The sequence below is a fragment of the Mucilaginibacter metallidurans genome (assembly GCF_003286435.2).
In the GTDB taxonomy this organism is placed as follows: Bacteria; Bacteroidota; Bacteroidia; order Sphingobacteriales; family Sphingobacteriaceae; genus Mucilaginibacter; species Mucilaginibacter gossypii.
Window position 1 is genome coordinate 2,855,198 of the sequence record NZ_CP043449.1, and the last position, 18,402, is coordinate 2,873,599.

The 18,402-nt window shown below is 42.8% G+C and carries 14 protein-coding genes; 8 read left to right on the plus strand and 6 right to left on the minus strand.

Translation table 11 applies throughout. The annotated features are described in order from the left end of the window. Positions 1–49 precede the first annotated feature (49 nt). The 4 genes from DIU38_RS33990 to DIU38_RS12245 are packed head-to-tail and all read left to right on the plus strand — an operon-like array spanning position 50 to position 2,970. On the plus strand, positions 50–409 hold the full coding sequence (locus tag DIU38_RS33990) for a multicopper oxidase domain-containing protein (RefSeq protein WP_244311307.1): 360 nt from the start codon (positions 50–52) through the stop codon (positions 407–409). Beyond that, entirely contained in the window at positions 373–870 is a 498-nt protein-coding gene (locus tag DIU38_RS33995) for a hypothetical protein (protein WP_244311291.1), read from the plus strand. The genes DIU38_RS33990 and DIU38_RS33995 overlap by 37 nt, the downstream gene beginning before the upstream one ends. Before the next feature lie 38 nt (positions 871–908). Beyond that, complete coding sequence (locus DIU38_RS34455) at positions 909–1,892, plus strand: HAD-IC family P-type ATPase (protein WP_262714357.1); 984 nt, start codon at positions 909–911, stop codon at positions 1,890–1,892. A 16-nt stretch (positions 1,893–1,908) separates the two neighbouring features. Next, the gene (locus DIU38_RS12245; RefSeq protein ID WP_262714358.1) at positions 1,909–2,970 is read left to right on the plus strand and encodes an HAD-IC family P-type ATPase; all 1,062 of its coding nucleotides are present in this window, start codon (positions 1,909–1,911) and stop codon (positions 2,968–2,970) included. 14 nt (positions 2,971–2,984) lie between these two features. Here DIU38_RS12245 and DIU38_RS12250 read toward each other — a convergent pair whose 3' ends face one another. Both DIU38_RS12250 and hemA read right to left on the minus strand, forming a co-directional pair. Beyond that, on the minus strand, positions 2,985–3,677 hold the full coding sequence (locus DIU38_RS12250) for a hemerythrin domain-containing protein (protein ID WP_112654975.1): 693 nt from the start codon (positions 3,675–3,677) through the stop codon (positions 2,985–2,987). A 233-nt stretch (positions 3,678–3,910) separates the two neighbouring features. After that, on the minus strand, positions 3,911–5,182 hold the full coding sequence (gene hemA / locus DIU38_RS12255) for a glutamyl-tRNA reductase (protein WP_208057831.1): 1,272 nt from the start codon (positions 5,180–5,182) through the stop codon (positions 3,911–3,913). Between the two features lie 394 nt (positions 5,183–5,576). Here hemA and DIU38_RS12260 point away from each other — a divergent pair, with 394 nt between their 5' ends. Continuing rightward, on the plus strand, positions 5,577–6,029 hold the full coding sequence (locus DIU38_RS12260; RefSeq protein ID WP_112654976.1) for a pyridoxamine 5'-phosphate oxidase family protein: 453 nt from the start codon (positions 5,577–5,579) through the stop codon (positions 6,027–6,029). A gap of 235 nt (positions 6,030–6,264) precedes the next feature. On the opposite strand, the gene DIU38_RS12265 is transcribed toward DIU38_RS12260, so the two are convergent. From DIU38_RS12265 to DIU38_RS12275, 3 genes are all read right to left on the minus strand, one after another. Continuing rightward, positions 6,265–7,785 (minus strand): RagB/SusD family nutrient uptake outer membrane protein, encoded by a 1,521-nt coding sequence (locus DIU38_RS12265; protein WP_112654977.1) that lies wholly within the window; start codon positions 7,783–7,785, stop codon positions 6,265–6,267. 9 nt (positions 7,786–7,794) lie between these two features. Beyond that, positions 7,795–11,217 carry a TonB-dependent receptor gene (locus DIU38_RS12270; protein ID WP_167516152.1) on the minus strand — a complete coding sequence of 1,141 codons (3,423 nt, stop codon included), beginning with the start codon at positions 11,215–11,217 and terminating at the stop codon, positions 7,795–7,797. A gap of 136 nt (positions 11,218–11,353) precedes the next feature. Beyond that, positions 11,354–12,523: a FecR family protein gene (locus DIU38_RS12275; protein WP_112654978.1), complete on the minus strand. Its 1,170-nt coding sequence runs from the start codon at positions 12,521–12,523 to the stop codon at positions 11,354–11,356. 140 nt (positions 12,524–12,663) lie between these two features. On the opposite strand from DIU38_RS12275, the gene DIU38_RS12280 reads away from it, so the two are divergent. Then, a complete protein-coding gene (locus DIU38_RS12280) occupies positions 12,664–13,248 on the plus strand; it encodes an RNA polymerase sigma factor (protein ID WP_112654979.1) in 585 nt (194 codons plus the stop codon). Positions 13,249–13,335: 87 nt separating this feature from the next. Here the strand turns inward: DIU38_RS12280 and DIU38_RS12285 are convergent, their stop codons facing one another. Further along, positions 13,336–14,781 (minus strand): phytoene desaturase family protein, encoded by a 1,446-nt coding sequence (locus tag DIU38_RS12285; RefSeq protein WP_112654980.1) that lies wholly within the window; start codon positions 14,779–14,781, stop codon positions 13,336–13,338. A gap of 651 nt (positions 14,782–15,432) precedes the next feature. Here DIU38_RS12285 and DIU38_RS12290 point away from each other — a divergent pair. Together DIU38_RS12290 and DIU38_RS33525 are read left to right on the plus strand one after the other, a co-directional pair. Next, positions 15,433–16,491: a glycoside hydrolase family 2 TIM barrel-domain containing protein gene (locus DIU38_RS12290; protein ID WP_167516153.1), complete on the plus strand. Its 1,059-nt coding sequence runs from the start codon at positions 15,433–15,435 to the stop codon at positions 16,489–16,491. A 287-nt stretch (positions 16,492–16,778) separates the two neighbouring features. Beyond that, positions 16,779–17,783: a glycosyltransferase family 2 protein gene (locus tag DIU38_RS33525; protein ID WP_208809232.1), complete on the plus strand. Its 1,005-nt coding sequence runs from the start codon at positions 16,779–16,781 to the stop codon at positions 17,781–17,783. The last annotated feature ends 619 nt before the right edge of the window (positions 17,784–18,402 follow it).

Here is an 18,402-nt window from a genome sequence, read left to right on the forward strand (position 1 = left end):
TTCGGAATCTGACAAGATCCTGATTAAGCGGGGAGAAAATGTTCGTATCATTCTCTATAATAATACCATGATGCGCCACCCTATGCACCTTCACGGGCATTATTTCAGGGTATTAAACGGACAGGGAGAATACTCGCCGCTGAAGAACACCCTGGATATTATGCCAATGGAAAGGGATACCATCGAATTCCGTGCCAGCGAAAGCGGCGACTGGTTTTTCCATTGTCATATCCTATACCATATGATGAGCGGTATGGGGCGGATCTTCAGTTACGAAAACTCGCCACCTAACCCCGAAGTGCCCGACCCGGCAGCTGGATTTAAGAAAGTAGCTGCCGACGATCGTAAATACTATGCATCGGCCAAACTGGGTTGGAAACAAACGGCAGCGATGGCAACGCGGCTTTAGCAAATACCCGCTGGAAATTTTCTACCATGTGGCACCTTGGAATAAACAATACCAGGGGATACGAGAGTGAAACGATGTTTGGAAGGTACTTTGGCCGTATGCAATGGCTGTATGCTTATGCAGGATTTGATTATCATTATAAAAAAACAAACGAACAGGAAAAAAACCTGTTCGGCCAGCTCAGCAGTAAAAACAACCGGCATACGGTAGTTGCAGGTTTGGCCTACACTTTGCCATTACTGTTTGTGGTCGATGCCCGCATTGATGGCAATGGCAAACTCAGGTTTCAACTTGGCCGGGAGGATATTGCATTGACCAGCAGGCTCCGGTTTTCTATTACAGGCAATACCGATAAAGAATATAGCACCGGATTGCGCTACATCGTTAATAAGAATTTTTCTTTCTCCAGCCACTATGACAGTGATATGGGCTTAGGTGCCGGATTAACATTAACCTATTAGTAGTTATCAGTAAGTAAAGCTAATTAATACAAACGACTATGGAACATCAGCATCATGAACACCAGCACGAAATGCCTGAAATGAAAGGTCACGATCATGCACAACATCAGGAAAGGAATGGTATGGGGCATGGAGACATGGGCCACGCCGGACATGATCACGGAGCCATGATTGCTGATTTCCGTAAGCGTTTTTACGTAGTGCTGGCATTCACCCTACCTATATTGGCGCTATCGCCAATGATCCGGCATTGGCTGCACCTGCAAATTGGTTTCCCGGGCGACCGGTACGTACTTTTTGCGCTATCGACGGCAGTTTTTCTTTACGGCGGCCGGCCTTTTCTGACCGGGTGGCTCTCGGAACTAAAGGCGAAAAACCCCGGAATGATGACCCTGATCGGTTTTGCCATATCCGTTGCTTACCTGTACAGTGCGGCTACCGTATTCGGGCTTAAGGGCATGGATTTCTTCTGGGAACTGGACACGCTTATTCTCATTATGCTGCTGGGACACTGGATCGAAATAAAATCGATAGCCGGCGCCTCGCGCGAGCTCGAATTGCTGGTCCAGCTCATGCCTTCAGCCGCGCACGTGCTTAAAGGAGACATTACAGAGGACGTGAAAACGGAAAGCCTGAAAGAAAATGACCTGATCTTAATTAAACCAGGCGAAAAGGTACCCGCCGACGGTATGGTGGAAGATGGCGAGAGTTACCTGAATGAGTCCATGCTGACAGGGGAATCTGCCCCGGTGCAAAAAACAAAAGGCCAGCAAGTGATTGCCGGATCGGTGAACGGTAACGGTTCATTAAAAGTTCGCGTTACACATAGCGGTAAAGATTCCTATTTGTTCAAAGTCATCGATCTTGTCCGCGATGCGCAAAACGCTAAATCAAACACGCAGTTGTTAGCAGACAAAGCGGCCCGTTGGCTAACTATCATTGCACTCTTAGCCGGTATAACTACGTTCGTGGTATGGATTAGCCTGGGCACGACCTGGCTTTTGCCATGGAGCGGATGGTGACCGTTATTGTGATCTGTTGTCCGCATGCGCTTGGCCTGGCTGTTCCCTCGTTGTAGCTAAATCAACATCCTTATCGGCGCAACATGGCCTGCTGATCAAAAACAGGACTGCTTTTGAAAATGCACGAAAGATCACTTCTATTGTTTTTGATAAAACCGGCACTTTAACTAAAGGAAAATTTGAGGTATCCAGGATGGTGTTTACCGAAGGAGTACTGAAAAGCGAAGATGAATTACTTAGGCTGGCGGGGGCATTGGAAAGCAATTCAGAACATCCGATAGCCACAGGCATTTTAAGTGAAGTTAAAAAAAGAAAACTAACCCTTCCCGAAGCCACACAATTTAAAGCAATCACAGGTAAAGGCATTGAAGCAGTTGCAGAGCAAAAGCACATCAAAGTGGTCAGTCCCGGTTATCTGAAAGAAAATAGCATCAGCCTTCCCGCAAATTTCAAGGTGGCCAGTAACGAAACTGTGGTATTTGTATTGATCGGTGAAAACCTTGCCGGGTTTGTTGCCCTTGCCGATGCCATCAGGGAGGAATCAAATGGAGCGATAGCAACCCTCCACGAAAACGGTATCAAGTCGATACTCCTGACCGGCGATAATAAGCAGGTTGCCGAAAGTGTTAGCGCACAGCTGAAAATGGATGGTTTTTTTGCCGAAGTACTGCCGCATGAAAAAATGGAAAAGATCAAAGAATTACAGCAACAGGGCGAGTTTGTAGCAATGACAGGTGATGGTGTAAACGACGCCCCTGCACTTGCCCAGGCCGACGTTGGCATTGCTGTTGGTTCGGGCAGTGACATTGCTGCTGAAACCGCCGGCATTGTGCTGGTAAACAGCAATCCTAAGGACATCGTTAACCTGATCTTGTTTGGTAAAGCCACCTACCGTAAAATGACACAGAACCTGGCCTGGGCAACTGGTTATAATGTGATAACCCTGCCACTGGCGGCAGGCGTTCTGTACAATCAGGGTATTATGGTAAGCCCGGCAATTGGCGCGGTACTCATGACAGTGAGCACGGTAGTGGTGGCTATTAATGCCAGCCTTTTATCGATAGGTAACAAAAAATAGTTGGCAATTTGCAGTTAGGTGCCTGGCGTGAACCGGGCCAGCTCATAAATGCCTAAAGACTTTTCGATACCGGCCACTTTCTCAACCATGCCTTCAAACCCGTTTTTGCCAAACAGTTTATGTTCGTTATTTTCAAATTCCTCACCCAGCGCGTCATATTCATGATGGGATACGATCTTGCGGAAGGCGGGGAATAAAATGGTATCCTCGCGCGCTTCATGCGGGCGGTACATCCTGTTGAAATTATTCAACAAGGTAATAAGCTGCTGTTTTTCCGTATCGGTTAGGTTTTGAGACTTAGTTAATTGCATGAGCTCATCCGTAATAGTACGCCCAGCCTTATGTTGAGCCAGCAACGTTTGTACAAGATCAGTTAACTGGTTGGCCTTTTGAAAACGCGGGAACAGGTAGTTTTCTTCCTGCTTTTCATGGTAATCCTCAACAAAGGTGCGAATAATGCCAGCCGAGTTTAACAATGCTTCCATCGGGAAATCCTGCTTATCTATTAGCAAGCCTTTGCAATGGTCATAGATGAGCAGCACCCGGTTCAGTAAACCGTGCTCCTGCATAAGATCCTCGGGCGGCGATACTTTTTGATCCCCGTCATCATCGTTGTCATTACAAGCTGACAACAATGTCAGCCCGGTTAATGAGGTGATGGCGGCTGTCTTAATAAAATCCCTGCGGTGTTGATTTGCGGTTTCCATAGCGAAGTTAGGTAAGATGATAATCAATAACTAACAAAAATCGTACTGTATCAGGCAATACTGCAAAATATGTTTAGTAATAAAGGTACTACGATATTTTGAACGCCGGAAATCCTCTTTTTCTTATTCGCTATTTAGTAATCTCTTTCATGCCCGGTTATATTCTGGCAAAATTGATATTACTTCCGTTTATCCGATAACCTCAATCATCTGCTTTGGCTGTCTATTGTTATTTATATTAACGTTCGCTCAGGATTTAATATGTTGGTTGGTAAACCCGGGGGCGACATAAATTCATTTAAAGCCTCCAGGTAATGGCAGCCGGCTTTGTTAGCGCCTTTCATTTTTCCCGCTGTTCCGTTTAATATTTGCTGTATTCTTTGCTCATCCGTGGAAGATACAAAGCCCGCAACACAGCCGGCGGATTTGGATTGGCTTAAACAAATGGAGGTTAACTGTTTTTTAATGGCATTCACCACTATGCAGCTTTTTCGCAGTTCGCACCATTCAACAAACCTGTTGATGAAATGGTTGTTGATCTCTCGCGCGGCAATAACCTGGCTTTGCCTTTTCTGAATAGTTTCACTGTTAACAAGCGAGAGTTCGTCAATATTAACCAGTTTAATGTGCGGTAATTCTGATGCTGCGGGTTCAACATTGTTGGGTATCGCCAAATCTATGATCAGTTTTTCACTGCAATGTTCAAGATCAGCTTTAAAAATTACAGGTGTAGCGGAAGCGGTGGCAACAATGATAACATCTGCACGGGAAATGAGTATTGGCAAATCTGCTATATGGCCATAACTAATATCCATTTCTTCGGCAAGCCGCTCTGCCTTATTAACAGTCCTGTTAACCAACGTAATACGAACCTTTTGCCCCAGGTAATCTTTAATGTTTTTACATACACGCTGCCCCATTTTACCTGCCCCTACAATCAAAATACTTGTGGCATTAGCATGATATTGCTTAATGGATTGCAGAGCTGCAAATGATACGGAAGTAGTTCCTTTACTGAGGCCCGTTTGATTTTTGATCTGCTTTGAAGCTTGCAAAACAGTATTATATAGCTTTTCCAAAAAGGTATTGATAAAACCACGGTCCTTCGCAAACCTTACAGCCTGTTTAAACTGCCCGATAATTTCATAATCTCCAAGTATCTGTGAATCTAAACCAGCTGCAACATTAAACATATGTTCAACCGCGCCGATGCCTTCCTTTTTATAGCAGTGACTCTTAAATTCTTTTATTTCGCCATTGGTAACACTGCATAACAGGTTAACCAGTTCATCTGGCGTATTGGTTACTCCGTAGATTTCGGTACGGTTACATGTCGACAAGATAAATAATGAGCTAACGCCATAATTGCCGGCGTGTTTCAATATGGCTTCATATTGTTCGTTTGAAACTGCAAAACGGCCTCTAAGCCGAGCATCCGATTTTTTATAATTAATTCCGACCGCGTAAAAGTTTTCGATCCCAGTTATGCTGCTCTTATTATTCACGCCTTCCAAACTTTAAATTGTATAACAGGGAAATGATCGTTCGTTTACTGGCGGCATAGCTTACCTCAACTACTTTCATAACATTATTTTTATGAGGTAAAGTTGCGATGTTCAGCAGGTCAAAATAGTGACGGCCGTCACTTATACAATTGATTGTACACCCGAAACCGGATCAATTGATTAATAAAGCAACATAAAAAACAATCACAAGGATATTTACCTGTGATTGCGACGATGTACAACAGCCAGCAGATCGGGATGCACAGCATGCATCATAACATCAACAGCCCGAAGGACACTGACACAATGTGACCGCGATCATGCCCTTAACTGACCTGCAGCATTTTGTTTAAACAGTGATGAGCTTAGCTTTGGTCAATTAATATTCGCCGTTATGTTAGGAAAATTGGAACAACCGGAAATTGAAGCGTTGCTTAGCCGGCAGGTAACCGGCCGTTTAGGGTGTCATGCCGAGGGCACCACGTACGTAGTACCCGTAAACTATGTATACAAGTATGGCGTAATCTATGCGCATTCCGGGCCGGGAAAGAAAATTGAAATGATGCGAAAAAACCCTAAAGTTTGCTTTGAAGTTGATGATATAAAAAACATCTTTAGCTGGAAAAGTGTCATAGCCTGGGGTACATTTGAAGAAATTACAGACATAGCGGAACAAGAGCAGACAATGCAGTTACTGATCCACCGGGTTATGCCAATGGTGGAACATGCTACAGACCATCCATCCCATGGTATAACCGCAAATGAGTATGATATTGGCGACAAGATCGACCTGATCGTCTATAAGATCAGGATAGACAAGGTCACCGGCAGGTTTGAACATCATTGAGTTGCATAACATTAATAATCAACACGTTAAACTTTAGGCTTTATGCGTTCTGCTTTTAGCTTTTATATAAAGTACGGCATTATCGGGTCAAAGGCTTTTGGAATGGGTGAAACCCGACCTAAAAAGAATGAGCCCGATAAAATACCGGGCTCATCACATGAATAATTAAGACTGTTGTCCAGATTTCGGCATGCGCTTCATTGACAGGCCGCCTCTGGCTTTCAAGATCTGGTTGCTATTTGTAATCCGGATTTTGTATAAGTACACCTCCGCTCTTGTCAATTTCTGTTTGAGGCAGCGGCCAATGGTAAAACTTATCCTCAAAATGATAATTGATAAGGCTGGTTTTTACCGCGTTAAGTACCGGGCCGGCAATATGCCATCTTAACAGATCGTAGTGGCGCAAGCCTTCGAAAGCAAGCTCCACACGGCGTTCATGCCTGATGCGTTCACGCATCTGATCTTTGGTATACCCGGCCGGGTAAGCCGGCATATTTACCCGTGCGCGCAAATCGGCCATAGCTTTATAAACTGTTGCATCAGGGCCGGCAATTTCATTTTGAGCTTCTGCATACATCAGCATCACCTCACCTAAACGCAGTATAACCGCATCCTGCTGACTAAGAGTTGAAAAGCCGTAAGGTATGTTATTAGGTTCGAGGAATTTTATAATCCCATAGCCTGTAGGCCTCAGATTTGAAGGATGGTGAACCTTGCCCGGACCAAAATATACTGAATCGGCATATACAGTTTTGGCCAACCTTGGGTCGCGGTTTTTGAACTGATTTTTTGTATCAGTTAATGGCGAGATACCATATGGTTGTCCATCGGTGCACTCGTAAGCGTCTACCATATTTTGCAGAGGCGCACAAGCATCCCAGTCGCCATAATACATATCCCATGGAGCCGTATTGTTTGGAGCCAGGAAGTTAACCGAAAACATGATCTCGGTATTATTTTTCTGGGTAGCATCTCTGAAAATATCCTCAAAATTGGTGCTTAGTTTATACTGGCCCATTAAATCCAAACAAAGGTTCCGCACCTGGGTTAGCATGGCGGCATCAGGCGTACCGGTGCTGCCAAATGCTGCAAATAACAAAACCCTTGCTTTTAATGCTTTTGCAGATGACGCGGCCGCATGACCACCGTTGGCGTAATAAGCATTGGTGCTCAAATTAGCAATGCCGTAATCAAGATCGGCAGTAATTTGAGCAAGCACCTGTGCCGCAGGCACTTTAGGCTGCTTTTGATTACTCAAATCAAGTGGCTGTGTCACCAATGGAACATCGCCATAAATGCTATATAACTGAAAGTAAAGAAAAGCGCGGATAAACCTTACTTCGCCTTCATAAATTTTACGCTGGCTATCAGAAATATCAGCACCTTTATATGTGCCTAAGTTTTTGAGAAAAAGGTTTACCCTTGTAATACCTACATAACTGTCGTTATAAATAGCGGTTTCGTAACCACCGGTAGTAGGATTAAAATTGCCTTGCACAAAATCCTTGGCAGCACCCGAATTAAACTGATTGTATCCATTATCGGTAAAGCCATCTCTGAAACCCATGCCATAAGAAAATTCTTCTTGTTGCAGGGAAGCATAAACCGCTGCCAAAGCTGCGTCAAAGTCTGCTTTAGTTTTATAGAAAGTTGAAGTGGCTATCTGATCGTTGGGGTTTAGATCAAGAGCCTTTTTACATGCGCCTAAAAACAGCGATGCAATTAATATGATGGTTATTATAATTCGATTTTTCATGTGGGCTAATTAAAAGGAAACGTTCAAACCAAAAGAGTAGATTTTATTTTGCGGGTACTGCACCTGGTCTCCGCTACCATAACGTTCAGGATCAAGGCCTTTAAACTTGGTTATGGTTAACAGGTTATCGCCTGCGAAATAAACCCTTAACCGGTTAATACCCACTTTTTTGGTAAGTTGTGACGGCAGGGTATAACCAAACACCAGGTTTTTAAGCCTCAAATACGATGCATCCTGTAGGAAATACGATGACCTGCGGCCGATTTTATCCGGTGCGCTTTGCCCGAAATAAAGACGCGGCATAGTGGTTGAAGGATGCTCAGGAGTCCAGGCGTTTAACCAATCGGTAGTTGGTGACGAACCTTGTACAAATGGTATAGTGCCCCAACCTGATACATAAGATTTAACACCGTAAACGCCCTGCATCATGGCTGATAAGTCAAAGCCTTTAAAGCTGGCCGACAAGTTAAACGAGTAGTTTAATTTTGGATAAACACCACCGATAATTGTACGGTCATTTTGATCAATTTTACCATCGCCGTTTACGTCTTTATATTTTAAGTCGCCCGGTAAGGTAGAATCAGAAAACTGTTTGGGGGAATTAGCTACCTCTTGCGCCGACTGGAAGATCCCGATAACCTGCAGCATGTAGAATGAGTTCCACGGCTGCCCGTTTTGATTGATGGTATAATCTCCAATTTCTGTTTGACCAAATTTCACCAGTTTGTTACGGTTATGATCAACGTTTGCGCCTACATTAAAGGCTAAGCCCTTTAAAGCGCCATCAGTTATTACATTATTGTACGATATACCAAGCTCAATACCCCTGTTATTTACCGATCCGTCATTAATGGTAGGTGCACTTAAGCCCACAGCTGCGGTAACCTGTGCCTGCCTTAAAATATCAGACGTTGTTTTATTATACCAATCGGCAGTTAAATTAAAGTTTTTGAAAATGGTAACATCCAAACCAATGTCGGTCATAGTAGTGGTTTCCCATTTAATGGCCGGATTGTTGAGGTTTTGCTGAGCTACGCCGGTTAACAGTGTCGAATTATCAAAAGAATAATTGCCGGTAAAGTTTAATAAAGCCTGATATGGATAGTTGGCACCATAGCCGTTCATTACTATATTTTGATTACCCAGTTGTCCCCATGAACCTCTTAATTTGAAATTATCCAGCCAGGTTAAATTCATGGCTTTTACAAAAGGCTCTTCAGTAAACCTCCAGCCGGCTGAAAATGAGGGGAATACTCCCCATTTGTTTTTACCGGCGAATTTTGAACTTCCGTCATCACGAATATTGCCCTCTAAAAGGTAACGCCCTTTATAGTCGTAATTTACACGACCGAAATAAGACATTAAGGCCCATTGGTTACTGGTTCCGTTTGCGTTTTGAATATCAGAACCACCTGCGTTTAACTCCTGCAGGTCCAGATCGGCAAAGTTTTTACGGTAACCTGATAAGTACTGATATTTACTTTGCTCAATACTATAACCAAATTGTGCTTTAATATTATGCCCATGAAAATTGTGTCCATAGTTCAGGTAACTGAACAGGTTGGTATATACGGTTTGCTCGTCCTGATCTGTTAAACCTTTACCCAGGTCAAGAGATGTTGCCAGTTGATTAGTGCGGAAATTATACTCATCCAGCGTAGCTTTAAAGTCCTTGTACTTATCCATGTTAAAGTTCACAGCACCTTTAGTATACCAGGAAATATCTTTAGTAAACTGCACCTCAAACCAGCCCTGAGCATTTACAGCATAATCATTAGTGATCCTTCTGAAGTTTTGATCAAGTACAGCTATCGGGTTTTTATTGTTATACTCAAAGTCATAAGCTTTGTAGGTGTACCGCCCGCTACCATCAGCTAAATATGGACCATAAGTAGGCGCCTGCGACATGGCCGAAAGGAAAAGATCCATCGAAGAACCATCCCATTGGCTGGGTGATGAAGGATTACCGGCCACAGCACCCCTGGTGCCTGATTTTAGCAATACGTTGGTACCAAATTTTATATGGTCATTGATCTTTGAAGTTAAGTTGATCCGTGCGCTATATCGCTTATAATCAAAGCCCCTTTCAATACCGTCCTGGTTAACATATCCCAATGACACGTTATACGTAGTTTTTTCACTGCCACCGTTAAATGTCAGGTTATGGTTTTGTGTTACAGCAGTCCTGAATATCAGGCTCAGCCAATCGGTATTAGGATAGCGTACCCTATCTGTAGCGTTACGATACAGATCGATCTGGTCCTGCGGATAAAGTGAGTTAGGATCTGTTGTGCCGCTGTTGATGCGTGCCTGGTTAAACATCTCCATATACTGGGCAGAATTGGTAACTAATTTAAACATTTTGGTAGGACTGTTGTATCCTAAGTTACCATCGTAAGTAACAGACATTTGTCCGGCCTTACCTTGCTTGGTGGTTACAAGCACCACGCCGTTGGCAGCCCTTGAACCGTATATTGATGCAGATGCAGCGTCTTTCAAAACAGATACATTGTCGATATCGGTTGGGTTAAGATCGCTGAAGTTACCGGGAACACCATCTATCAATACCAACGGATCAGAACCGGCGCCACTGAATGTGCTGTTACCGCGGATCCGGATAGATACAGCCTCATTTCCAGGCTCGCCTGAGCCTGTGTTGATCTGCACACCTGGTGCAAGACCTTCAAGCATAGACGCAGTGTTAACAACAGGGCGTTTATTCAATGTCTCGCCGGATACCGATGATACAGCACCTGTAAGGTTTGCTTTCTTTTGCGTACCGTAACCAACTACTACAATTTCGTTTAGTGCCGATGTTTGCTCTTTAAGCGTTACATCAATTTTGGTTTGATTGCCTACAGAAACCTCCTGGGTAACAAAACCCACAAAGCTGAATACCAACACTGCGCTATTGTCATTCACAGTAACAGTATAATTGCCATCAATATTGGTTTGTACACCCGTGTTGGTACCTTTAACCTTTACTGTAACACCCGGTAAAGACGCGCCTTTCTGATCTTTTACCGTACCGGTAATCGTTATTACCTGTGCCGGTTTCTTTTCGGCGGGTTTGGGGGTAACTACAATGGTAGTGTTGTTAATTACATAACTAAAAGGCTGATCACGGAAACATTGCTGCAATGCTTCTTCCAATCCCGCATCTTTAAGGTCGACGTTCACAGGAAGTGCCTTTTTTAACATTTTGGAATTGTAGAGTACACTATATCCGCTTTGCCTGTGGATGTCTTTAAGCGTTTCAACAAGCGAAGCGTTATTTTTATTAAGACTTATCCTTTGCGCAAACGTGGTTGAGGCACTTACCTGAAGTATCGAAACCAGACACAAAAAGAACGACAATTTCATGATCAGAAATAATTTTGATACGGCACGGGGTATCTGCCCGCGCTTTAATGCAGTAGAATTTTTGTACATTTGAATGTTAGGTTAAATAATTGGTTGTGAGAAAAATGATCGTTAACTGACCTGATTGCTATCCGTAGCATTGTGCCAGGAGCGGTGCGAACGCTCCTGGTTATTTCATTAAGGATAGCATTATGTAAGTATGAGGTTACTTCATAATGATAACCCTCCTTCCTTCAATTTTATAGTGAATGCTACCGGTAAGCTTGATATTATCAAGCAATTCTTTAATGTCTTTATATTTTGAGATGGTACCGCCAAATTCATTTTCCTGAACCTGGGCATCCTGGTATTCAATATCCACGTCGTACCAGCGGCTTACCTGCTTCATGATATTTACAATGCTTTGATCATGAAATATAAAAAAGCCGTTAATCCAGGCCATATTGGCTTCAACATCGGCCTTTTGTACTTTTATTGATGAACCACTTTGGTTTACAGTTCCCTGTTGGCCAGGCAAAAGCATTACTGCTGCCGAGCCTTTACTCATCTTAACCGAGCCTTCAAGCAGAGTAGTTGTTATATCCTGATTATCGCTATAAGCATTAATATTAAAATGGGTACCAAATACCTGCACCTGCGTACCGTTGGCCTTAACGATAAATGGATGAGCTTTATCCCTTGCTACCTCAAAATAGGCCTCACCGTTTAATTCAATTTCGCGGTTCGCCCCGGTAAAATACTCCGGGAATTTGATTGACGATGCTGCATTAAGCTGCACCTTGGTGCCATCTTCCAATACTACCTGGTATTGGCCGCCCCGCGGTGTGGTGATGGTATTGATTTGTGGGATGCCTGCCTGCCCTTGTTCGTTTGGCTTTCGGTCAAATTTATAAACCACTAAACCGTTGGCTGCTTTGCTTACTTTTACGCCCGTCCCTGCTGCCAATTGACCATTTTTGGCGTCATCAAGTACTATTTTATTGCCATTGGCCAAAGTGAGATATGCTTTGTTGCTTCCAGGTAATATGTTTGTTTTAGTATTCTTAACTATTGTACCTGTGGTATTATCCTTTTTAACAGGCATAAACAGCAAGCCAGCCAATACAGCTATAGCAACTATTGAAGCAGCCGCCCATAGCCATTTGTAGCTCGTTTGTTTAAGAGGTTTTATGACAATAGCCTTTTGTCTGCTTTCAGTTAATTTTTTCCAAATCCGCGCATGTACATCTGCTTCACTTACCTCTTCATCATCCCAAACCTCGTCGGCTAACTGCATTTCATCGCGATATGCATCCAATAGCTGTTTTTCAGCATCGGTGCATTGGCCGCTTATGTATTTTTCATACAGCGCAAGGAACTCGTTCTTAGTTATCATCAGGTTGCAATTGCAGGTTTATATGGTGTTAGTGTAAATTTTATACCGGCACACACATACATTTTTATTTTTTTTTCACGCCCAGGCTTAAAGGTTAAATAATTTTGATCGGCTTTTCCTAATTTTATCCAACCAATTGTATGTACAATTCTCATATTAGTGATCAGGAACTGTGGCTTGCCGTACGTAATGACGATGAGCACGCGTTCGCCCTACTTTTTGACCGGTACTGGGTAAGGTTATATAAGACTGCCCTCCGGTACCTGAAAGACAGTGAACATAGTGAAGAAGCAGTACATGATGTTTTCCTGAATATCTGGGATCGCCGGTGTCAACTGGAAATAGAATCTGTCCCCAATTTTCTGCTCTCGGCCATCCGCTACCAGGTTTATAATCGTATGCGTGCAGCGAAGCCCCCGGTCATTCTAGAATTGGATAATCTGGAAGCAGGCATTTTCCCCGACTACAACCAGGGTGATTTCCGGATCAAGAATCAGGAGTTTTTACAGGAACTGAGTTATTACCTGGAGAAGTTGCCCAAACGCTGCCAGGAAATATTTTATATGAGCCGCATGGAAAACCTGAGTAACCAGGAAATTGCCGCCCGCTTAGGAATATCCAAACGAACGGTTGAAAACCAGATAACCGTGGCTTTGAAACACCTAAGGGGCTGTTTCAAGCAAGTTTCAACGATGCTTTGCCTGTACTATATGTTTTTTAAATAATGCGGGGGAGGTGGAGCACGACTTTGCGAGGCCTAACGTCATTTTAAATATGAAGAGCTATTGGGACTTCTGAGCTTTGATTAATAATTATGATTGAATGCTGATGTTAAACACATCTTTTAAAGCACGTTTGGCCGAATGGTAGCCGCACATACCATGTACCCCTCCTCCCGGCGATGTGGATGATGAACAGATATAAATCCCCTTTGCCGATGTGCGGTATGGTGAGCGGCGCAATACCGGCCGGGTAAACAACTGGCCAATGTCAATTACCCCGCCGTTAATATCACCTCCGATATAATTGGGATTATAGTTTTCCAGTTGCTCTGTGTTAAAAGTATGCCTGCCTATGATGCGTTCGCGAAAACCAGGGGCAAAACGCTCCACTTGTTTTTCGATAAAATCGGTCATGTTTTTGTTTGATCCGTTGGGAACGTGGCAGTATGCCCAGGCGGTATGCTTACCCTGGGGCGCACGGGTATTGTCAAAAAGGCTTTGCTGGGCCAGCAGTACAAATGGTTTTTCGGGGTGCAAGCCGCCCCAGATCTGCTGTTCACACGCAGCAATTTCCTTCAGCGTACCGCCAATATGTACCGTTCCTGCTTGCCGGGCCTCTCCTGCTTTAAACGGAATAACATCATCAAGAGCCCAGTCGACTTTAAAAACACCCATTCCGTAACGATAACGTTCCAGTTGCCATTTATACAATGATGAAAATTTATGCCCGGCAATTTGCAGCAGTTGTTTTGGCGTAACATCAAACAAAATTGTCTTTGCCGATGGCAGCTGATAAAAATTATTGATGTAGGTATTAGTTTCTATCCTGCCCCCTATTAATGTAAAGTATGATGCCAGTGCCTCCGCTATTTTTACCGAGCCGCCTTTAGGCACAGGCCAGCCTTTTAGATGCCCGTTAACCATCAACACTAAAGCAATTGCAGATGTGGTAAGATTTGTTAGCGGTAGAATGCCATGAGCAGCCATCCCGGCTAAAAGCCCTTTGGCTTCCTCAGTTTTGAAGCGCTTGGCCAAATAGTTTACTGAAGTTAAAGCAGCCAGCCCAAAAGCAGCCAGGTCGACAGGATGTTTGGGAAAAGTAAGCGGACCTAAAACATCAGGCGACAAACCGGGCCACGAAGTTACCAGGGGTGCCATCAGTTTAATGTAGGTATCCTTGTCGGCACCTAACAGATTGGCAGTTTCAACAATGGATTTTTTAAGTACCGCAGCCGTTCCATTATCAAAGGGATGCGCTGCAGATATTGTGGGATAAATATATTCAAGGCCATGCTCATGCAGTGGCAGTGTTTCAAAAAATGGCGAACCAACAGCCAGTGGATGAATAGCTGAGCAAACATCATGCTTATAACCAGGCAGGGTTAGTTCTTCAGTACGTAAACCGCCGCCAATAGTACTTTTTCCTTCAAGTAGTAATACCGAAAGTCCGTTTTGTTGCAACAATATCGCCGCAGCAAGGCCATTTGGCCCCGAGCCTACTATTATTGCATCATAATCATGTTTTTCCGGTTTCACAGGTATCTGTATTTTTGTATTTGCCCGCGCCTAATTTGCCGTTGGTAAAACGCGAACTGACGATTTAAGCTATCAGGCACAATATACACATCATTTCTTGCCGTCTTACCTGTATGTTCGATAAATTCGGGTAATTTATCCTGCAAATGGCCCCCAATCATGCCAGCGGTAAGGTGTATCTGCTAACCCATGGCCTCCTCCTGTTAATTCCTGGTCTACATATAAACAATTAATTATACTTTCCGTATACAGTCAATATTTACATGATTTTTTGAATATTCGCAACATGAACCAAAACCTGCAGTTGGAATTTCTTTTTCTTCAAAAACTAAGAGTTTTATATATAACTACAAAAATATCGTTTGCTTTTTTAAATGAACCGAATTACTATTTATGAGATGTCCTCTTTTACGATTAATTATTAGCTGTCTGATACTTTGCCTTTTCTCTTTATCTTGTAATCGATCACAGCCTCGTAATGTCAATAAAGATGGAGTTTACATCAAAAATGAGAATGGCAAATATTCACTGTACCGTAATGGTGAGCCTTTTTTCATAAAAGGAGCTTCCGGTTTTACCAATTTAAAACGATTAAACGAGGCAGGAGGCAATACGATAAGGGTTTGGGATACCTTAAATTTAGGAAGTATTTTGGATTCGGCGCAGGCACATCATTTAGCTGTAATAGCAGGTTTGCCAATGCCTCCAAGCGAAAGCATAGATGACTTTTATAAAACCCCGAAGGCCAGTGCCCATGTGAGCAAGATTGCCGGGATTGTTAATAGATTTAAGCATCACCCCGCGCTTTTGAGCTGGTGCGTGGGCAATGAGCTTGCATTCCCTTACAAGCCGAAATACAATCAGTTTTATACCATATTTAATGACGTAGTCGACATGATCCACCAGGACGATCCGCAGCACCCGGTTACTACAACCATTATGTCCTTTCAAAAGAAAAACATTGTCAATATTAAGCTACGGACCAAGATTGACTTCATCTCGTTCAATATTTTTGGTTCGATCCAAACTTTAAATGAAGATCTTCAGAAATTCAATTGGTTTTGGGATGGCCCGTTCTTAATAACAGAATGGGGAATTGAAGGTCCCTGGACCGCCGACAGTCAAAATGCATGGGGGCTTATATTGAAAATACCAGTACAAAAAAGGCAGAGCAATATCTTTCAACCTATGAAAAGTATATGCCGATTAATAATTCCAGGTTTCTGGGTCGATGGTATTTTATTGGGGCAAAAACAGGAACTAACCCCAACCTGGTTCAGTATGTTTGATGAAAATGGCGCTGAAACCGAGGCCGTTCAGGTAATGCATTATATCTGGACGGGCCAAAAAGCGCCTAAGAAGGCCCCTGTCTTGAAATATATGTTGGTAGATGGAAAAGGAGCCAGGGACAATATCTTATTTAAGCCTGGCATAACAATAAACAGCAAAGTGTATATTGAAGATCCGGACACCACCGGCTTAACATTTAAATGGGAAATATTTGCGGAGGATTGGTTCAAACCCAATGGCGCTTTTAACCAAAAGAAACCAAAGGAGATTAAAAATTTAATAATCGGGCAAAGCGGGCCGGACTTGAAGTTTAAAGTACCCGCCACAGAAGGCCCTTATCGCTTATTGGTTTATGTATATGATCAAAAGGGCTCTTTTGCTACCTCAAACACTCCCTTTTATGTATTAAAAAATCCATGAACAATACTATAAAACCACCTTCCAAACGGCAATTATTTTATTTAAGGCTGATGATTATCATCGGTTTACTTTGTATGTTTTTTTTAATACATAGCCTGCTCAGACAATCAGTTATTGGTTATCGGCCACTATATTGGCTATTAATATCAACCTTTGTTTATACCTTTTTTAAGGTAATATATGAGTGGTATCATTATTGGTCAATAAGCGTTCCGCCTGCTTTACCCATAACGAAACAATATACGGTAGACATATTTACCACGTTTTGCGCCGGTGAACCATATGAAATGATTGTTGAAACACTTACTGCAATTCAGGCTATACATTATCCTCATGAAACCTTTTTGTGTGACGAGGCCGATGATCCTTACCTGAAATCAGTTTGTAAAGAACTGGGCGTTCATCACATAACAAGAACTAAAAAAATCAACGCCAAAGCCGGCAATATTAATAACGCATTAGCCCAGTCATCAGGCGAACTATGTGTAATTCTTGATCCTGACCATATACCCGTACCCGAATTTCTGGATCCGATAATAGCTCATTTTGATAACCCGGAAATTGGTTATGTGCAAATTGTGCAGGCCTATTACAATCATGACATTGGATGGATAGCTAAAGGCGCGGCACAACAAACCTATCAGTTTTATGGCCCTATGATGATGTGCATGAACAGTTATGGCACTGTGCAGGCTATAGGCGCCAATTGTACTTTCAGGCGAACAGCTTTGGAATCCATTGGCGGACATGCGGCCGGGCTGGCTGAAGATATGCATACGGCAATGCAGCTCCATGCACGCAATTGGAAATCCGTTTATGTACCCGCTGTATTGACCCGGGGCCTGGTTCCGGCTACTTTGTCAGCTTATTATAAGCAACAATTGAAATGGTCGCGGGGTGTTTTTGAGCTTCTTGTGACTTCCTACGTTAAACTTTTTAGAAAATTTAACTGGCGGCAGAAACTTCATTACGGTCTTTTACCTCTATTTTACTTATCTGGTTTTGTATTTCTTATTAATTTCTCAATTCCGGTTATATCCCTGTTCACAGATGCTTTTCCGTTAAGGATGGACTTTTCTGAGTTTTTAGTTATCAGTGTTCCTTTTATAACTTCAGTAGTTCTGATCAGGCATTTTGTTCAGCAATGGGTAATGGAGGATAATGAGCGGGGTTTCATGTGGTGGGGGATTACTGCTTATAGGTACATGGTGGGTTTTTATATTAGGTTTTGTCTATACTGTTATCAGGAAGAATGTTCCCTACATAGCAACCCCAAAGGATATCAAAGATGAAAAGAATTTAAAAAACAACTTACCCAATATTGTAGTGTTGGCTGTATCCATCGCGGCTATTATTTACGGCCTTTACAACGACTGGAACCCTTATACACTTTTCATGTCCGGCATCGTTGGTCTGAACTGTATGTTCATGATATTTATGCTTATCGCAAGTTCAGAACTCAAGTTTCAGGCCTACCTGGATAAACATACCACATTATTTACGGTCGTTTCAAAAATACAGCATGTTAAAATATTTTTTTGGCTGCTAAGAAGAAAGATATATTTCGGTGTAAGGAAAGTTAGCCTGATACTTAGCATATTAGTGGTTGCCATCTGTATATATGTGTCTCAGGAATCGGATGAAGATGCAAACTTTAATGTTGCGCGTGGTTTTGATGCTAACAATGATAATAGCAAAAAGTCTTCAGAGTTCATCTCTTCATCAGACACCACCGGGTTATCGCAATTGATCAGGCAATCGGGACTTTACAATAGCACTTCGCGAGCGACTTCAGATACTTCGATAAATATTATTGAACAAGATCCAGTCACCGGTCAAAAACGTTTATCAGTAAACCCTCCATTTTTTTCTTCAGTAAAAGGCGTTATCTACTCTAAAGGAAACTACTGG

What these genes read in the sequence shown, in the direction of transcription:
- DIU38_RS34455 (WP_262714357.1), top strand. Translation starts at nt 909, where the DNA reads ATGGAACATCAGCATCATGAACACCAGCACGAAATGCCTGAAATGAAA.
- DIU38_RS12250 (WP_112654975.1), bottom strand. Translation starts at nt 3,677, where the DNA reads ATGGAAACCGCAAATCAACACCGCAGGGATTTTATTAAGACAGCCGCC.
- DIU38_RS12260 (WP_112654976.1), top strand. Translation starts at nt 5,577, where the DNA reads ATGTTAGGAAAATTGGAACAACCGGAAATTGAAGCGTTGCTTAGCCGG.
- DIU38_RS12265 (WP_112654977.1), bottom strand. Translation starts at nt 7,785, where the DNA reads ATGAAAAATCGAATTATAATAACCATCATATTAATTGCATCGCTGTTT.
- DIU38_RS12270 (WP_167516152.1), bottom strand. Translation starts at nt 11,217, where the DNA reads ATGTACAAAAATTCTACTGCATTAAAGCGCGGGCAGATACCCCGTGCC.
- DIU38_RS12275 (WP_112654978.1), bottom strand. Translation starts at nt 12,523, where the DNA reads ATGATAACTAAGAACGAGTTCCTTGCGCTGTATGAAAAATACATAAGC.
- DIU38_RS12280 (WP_112654979.1), top strand. Translation starts at nt 12,664, where the DNA reads ATGTACAATTCTCATATTAGTGATCAGGAACTGTGGCTTGCCGTACGT.
- DIU38_RS33525 (WP_208809232.1), top strand. Translation starts at nt 16,779, where the DNA reads ATGATTGTTGAAACACTTACTGCAATTCAGGCTATACATTATCCTCAT.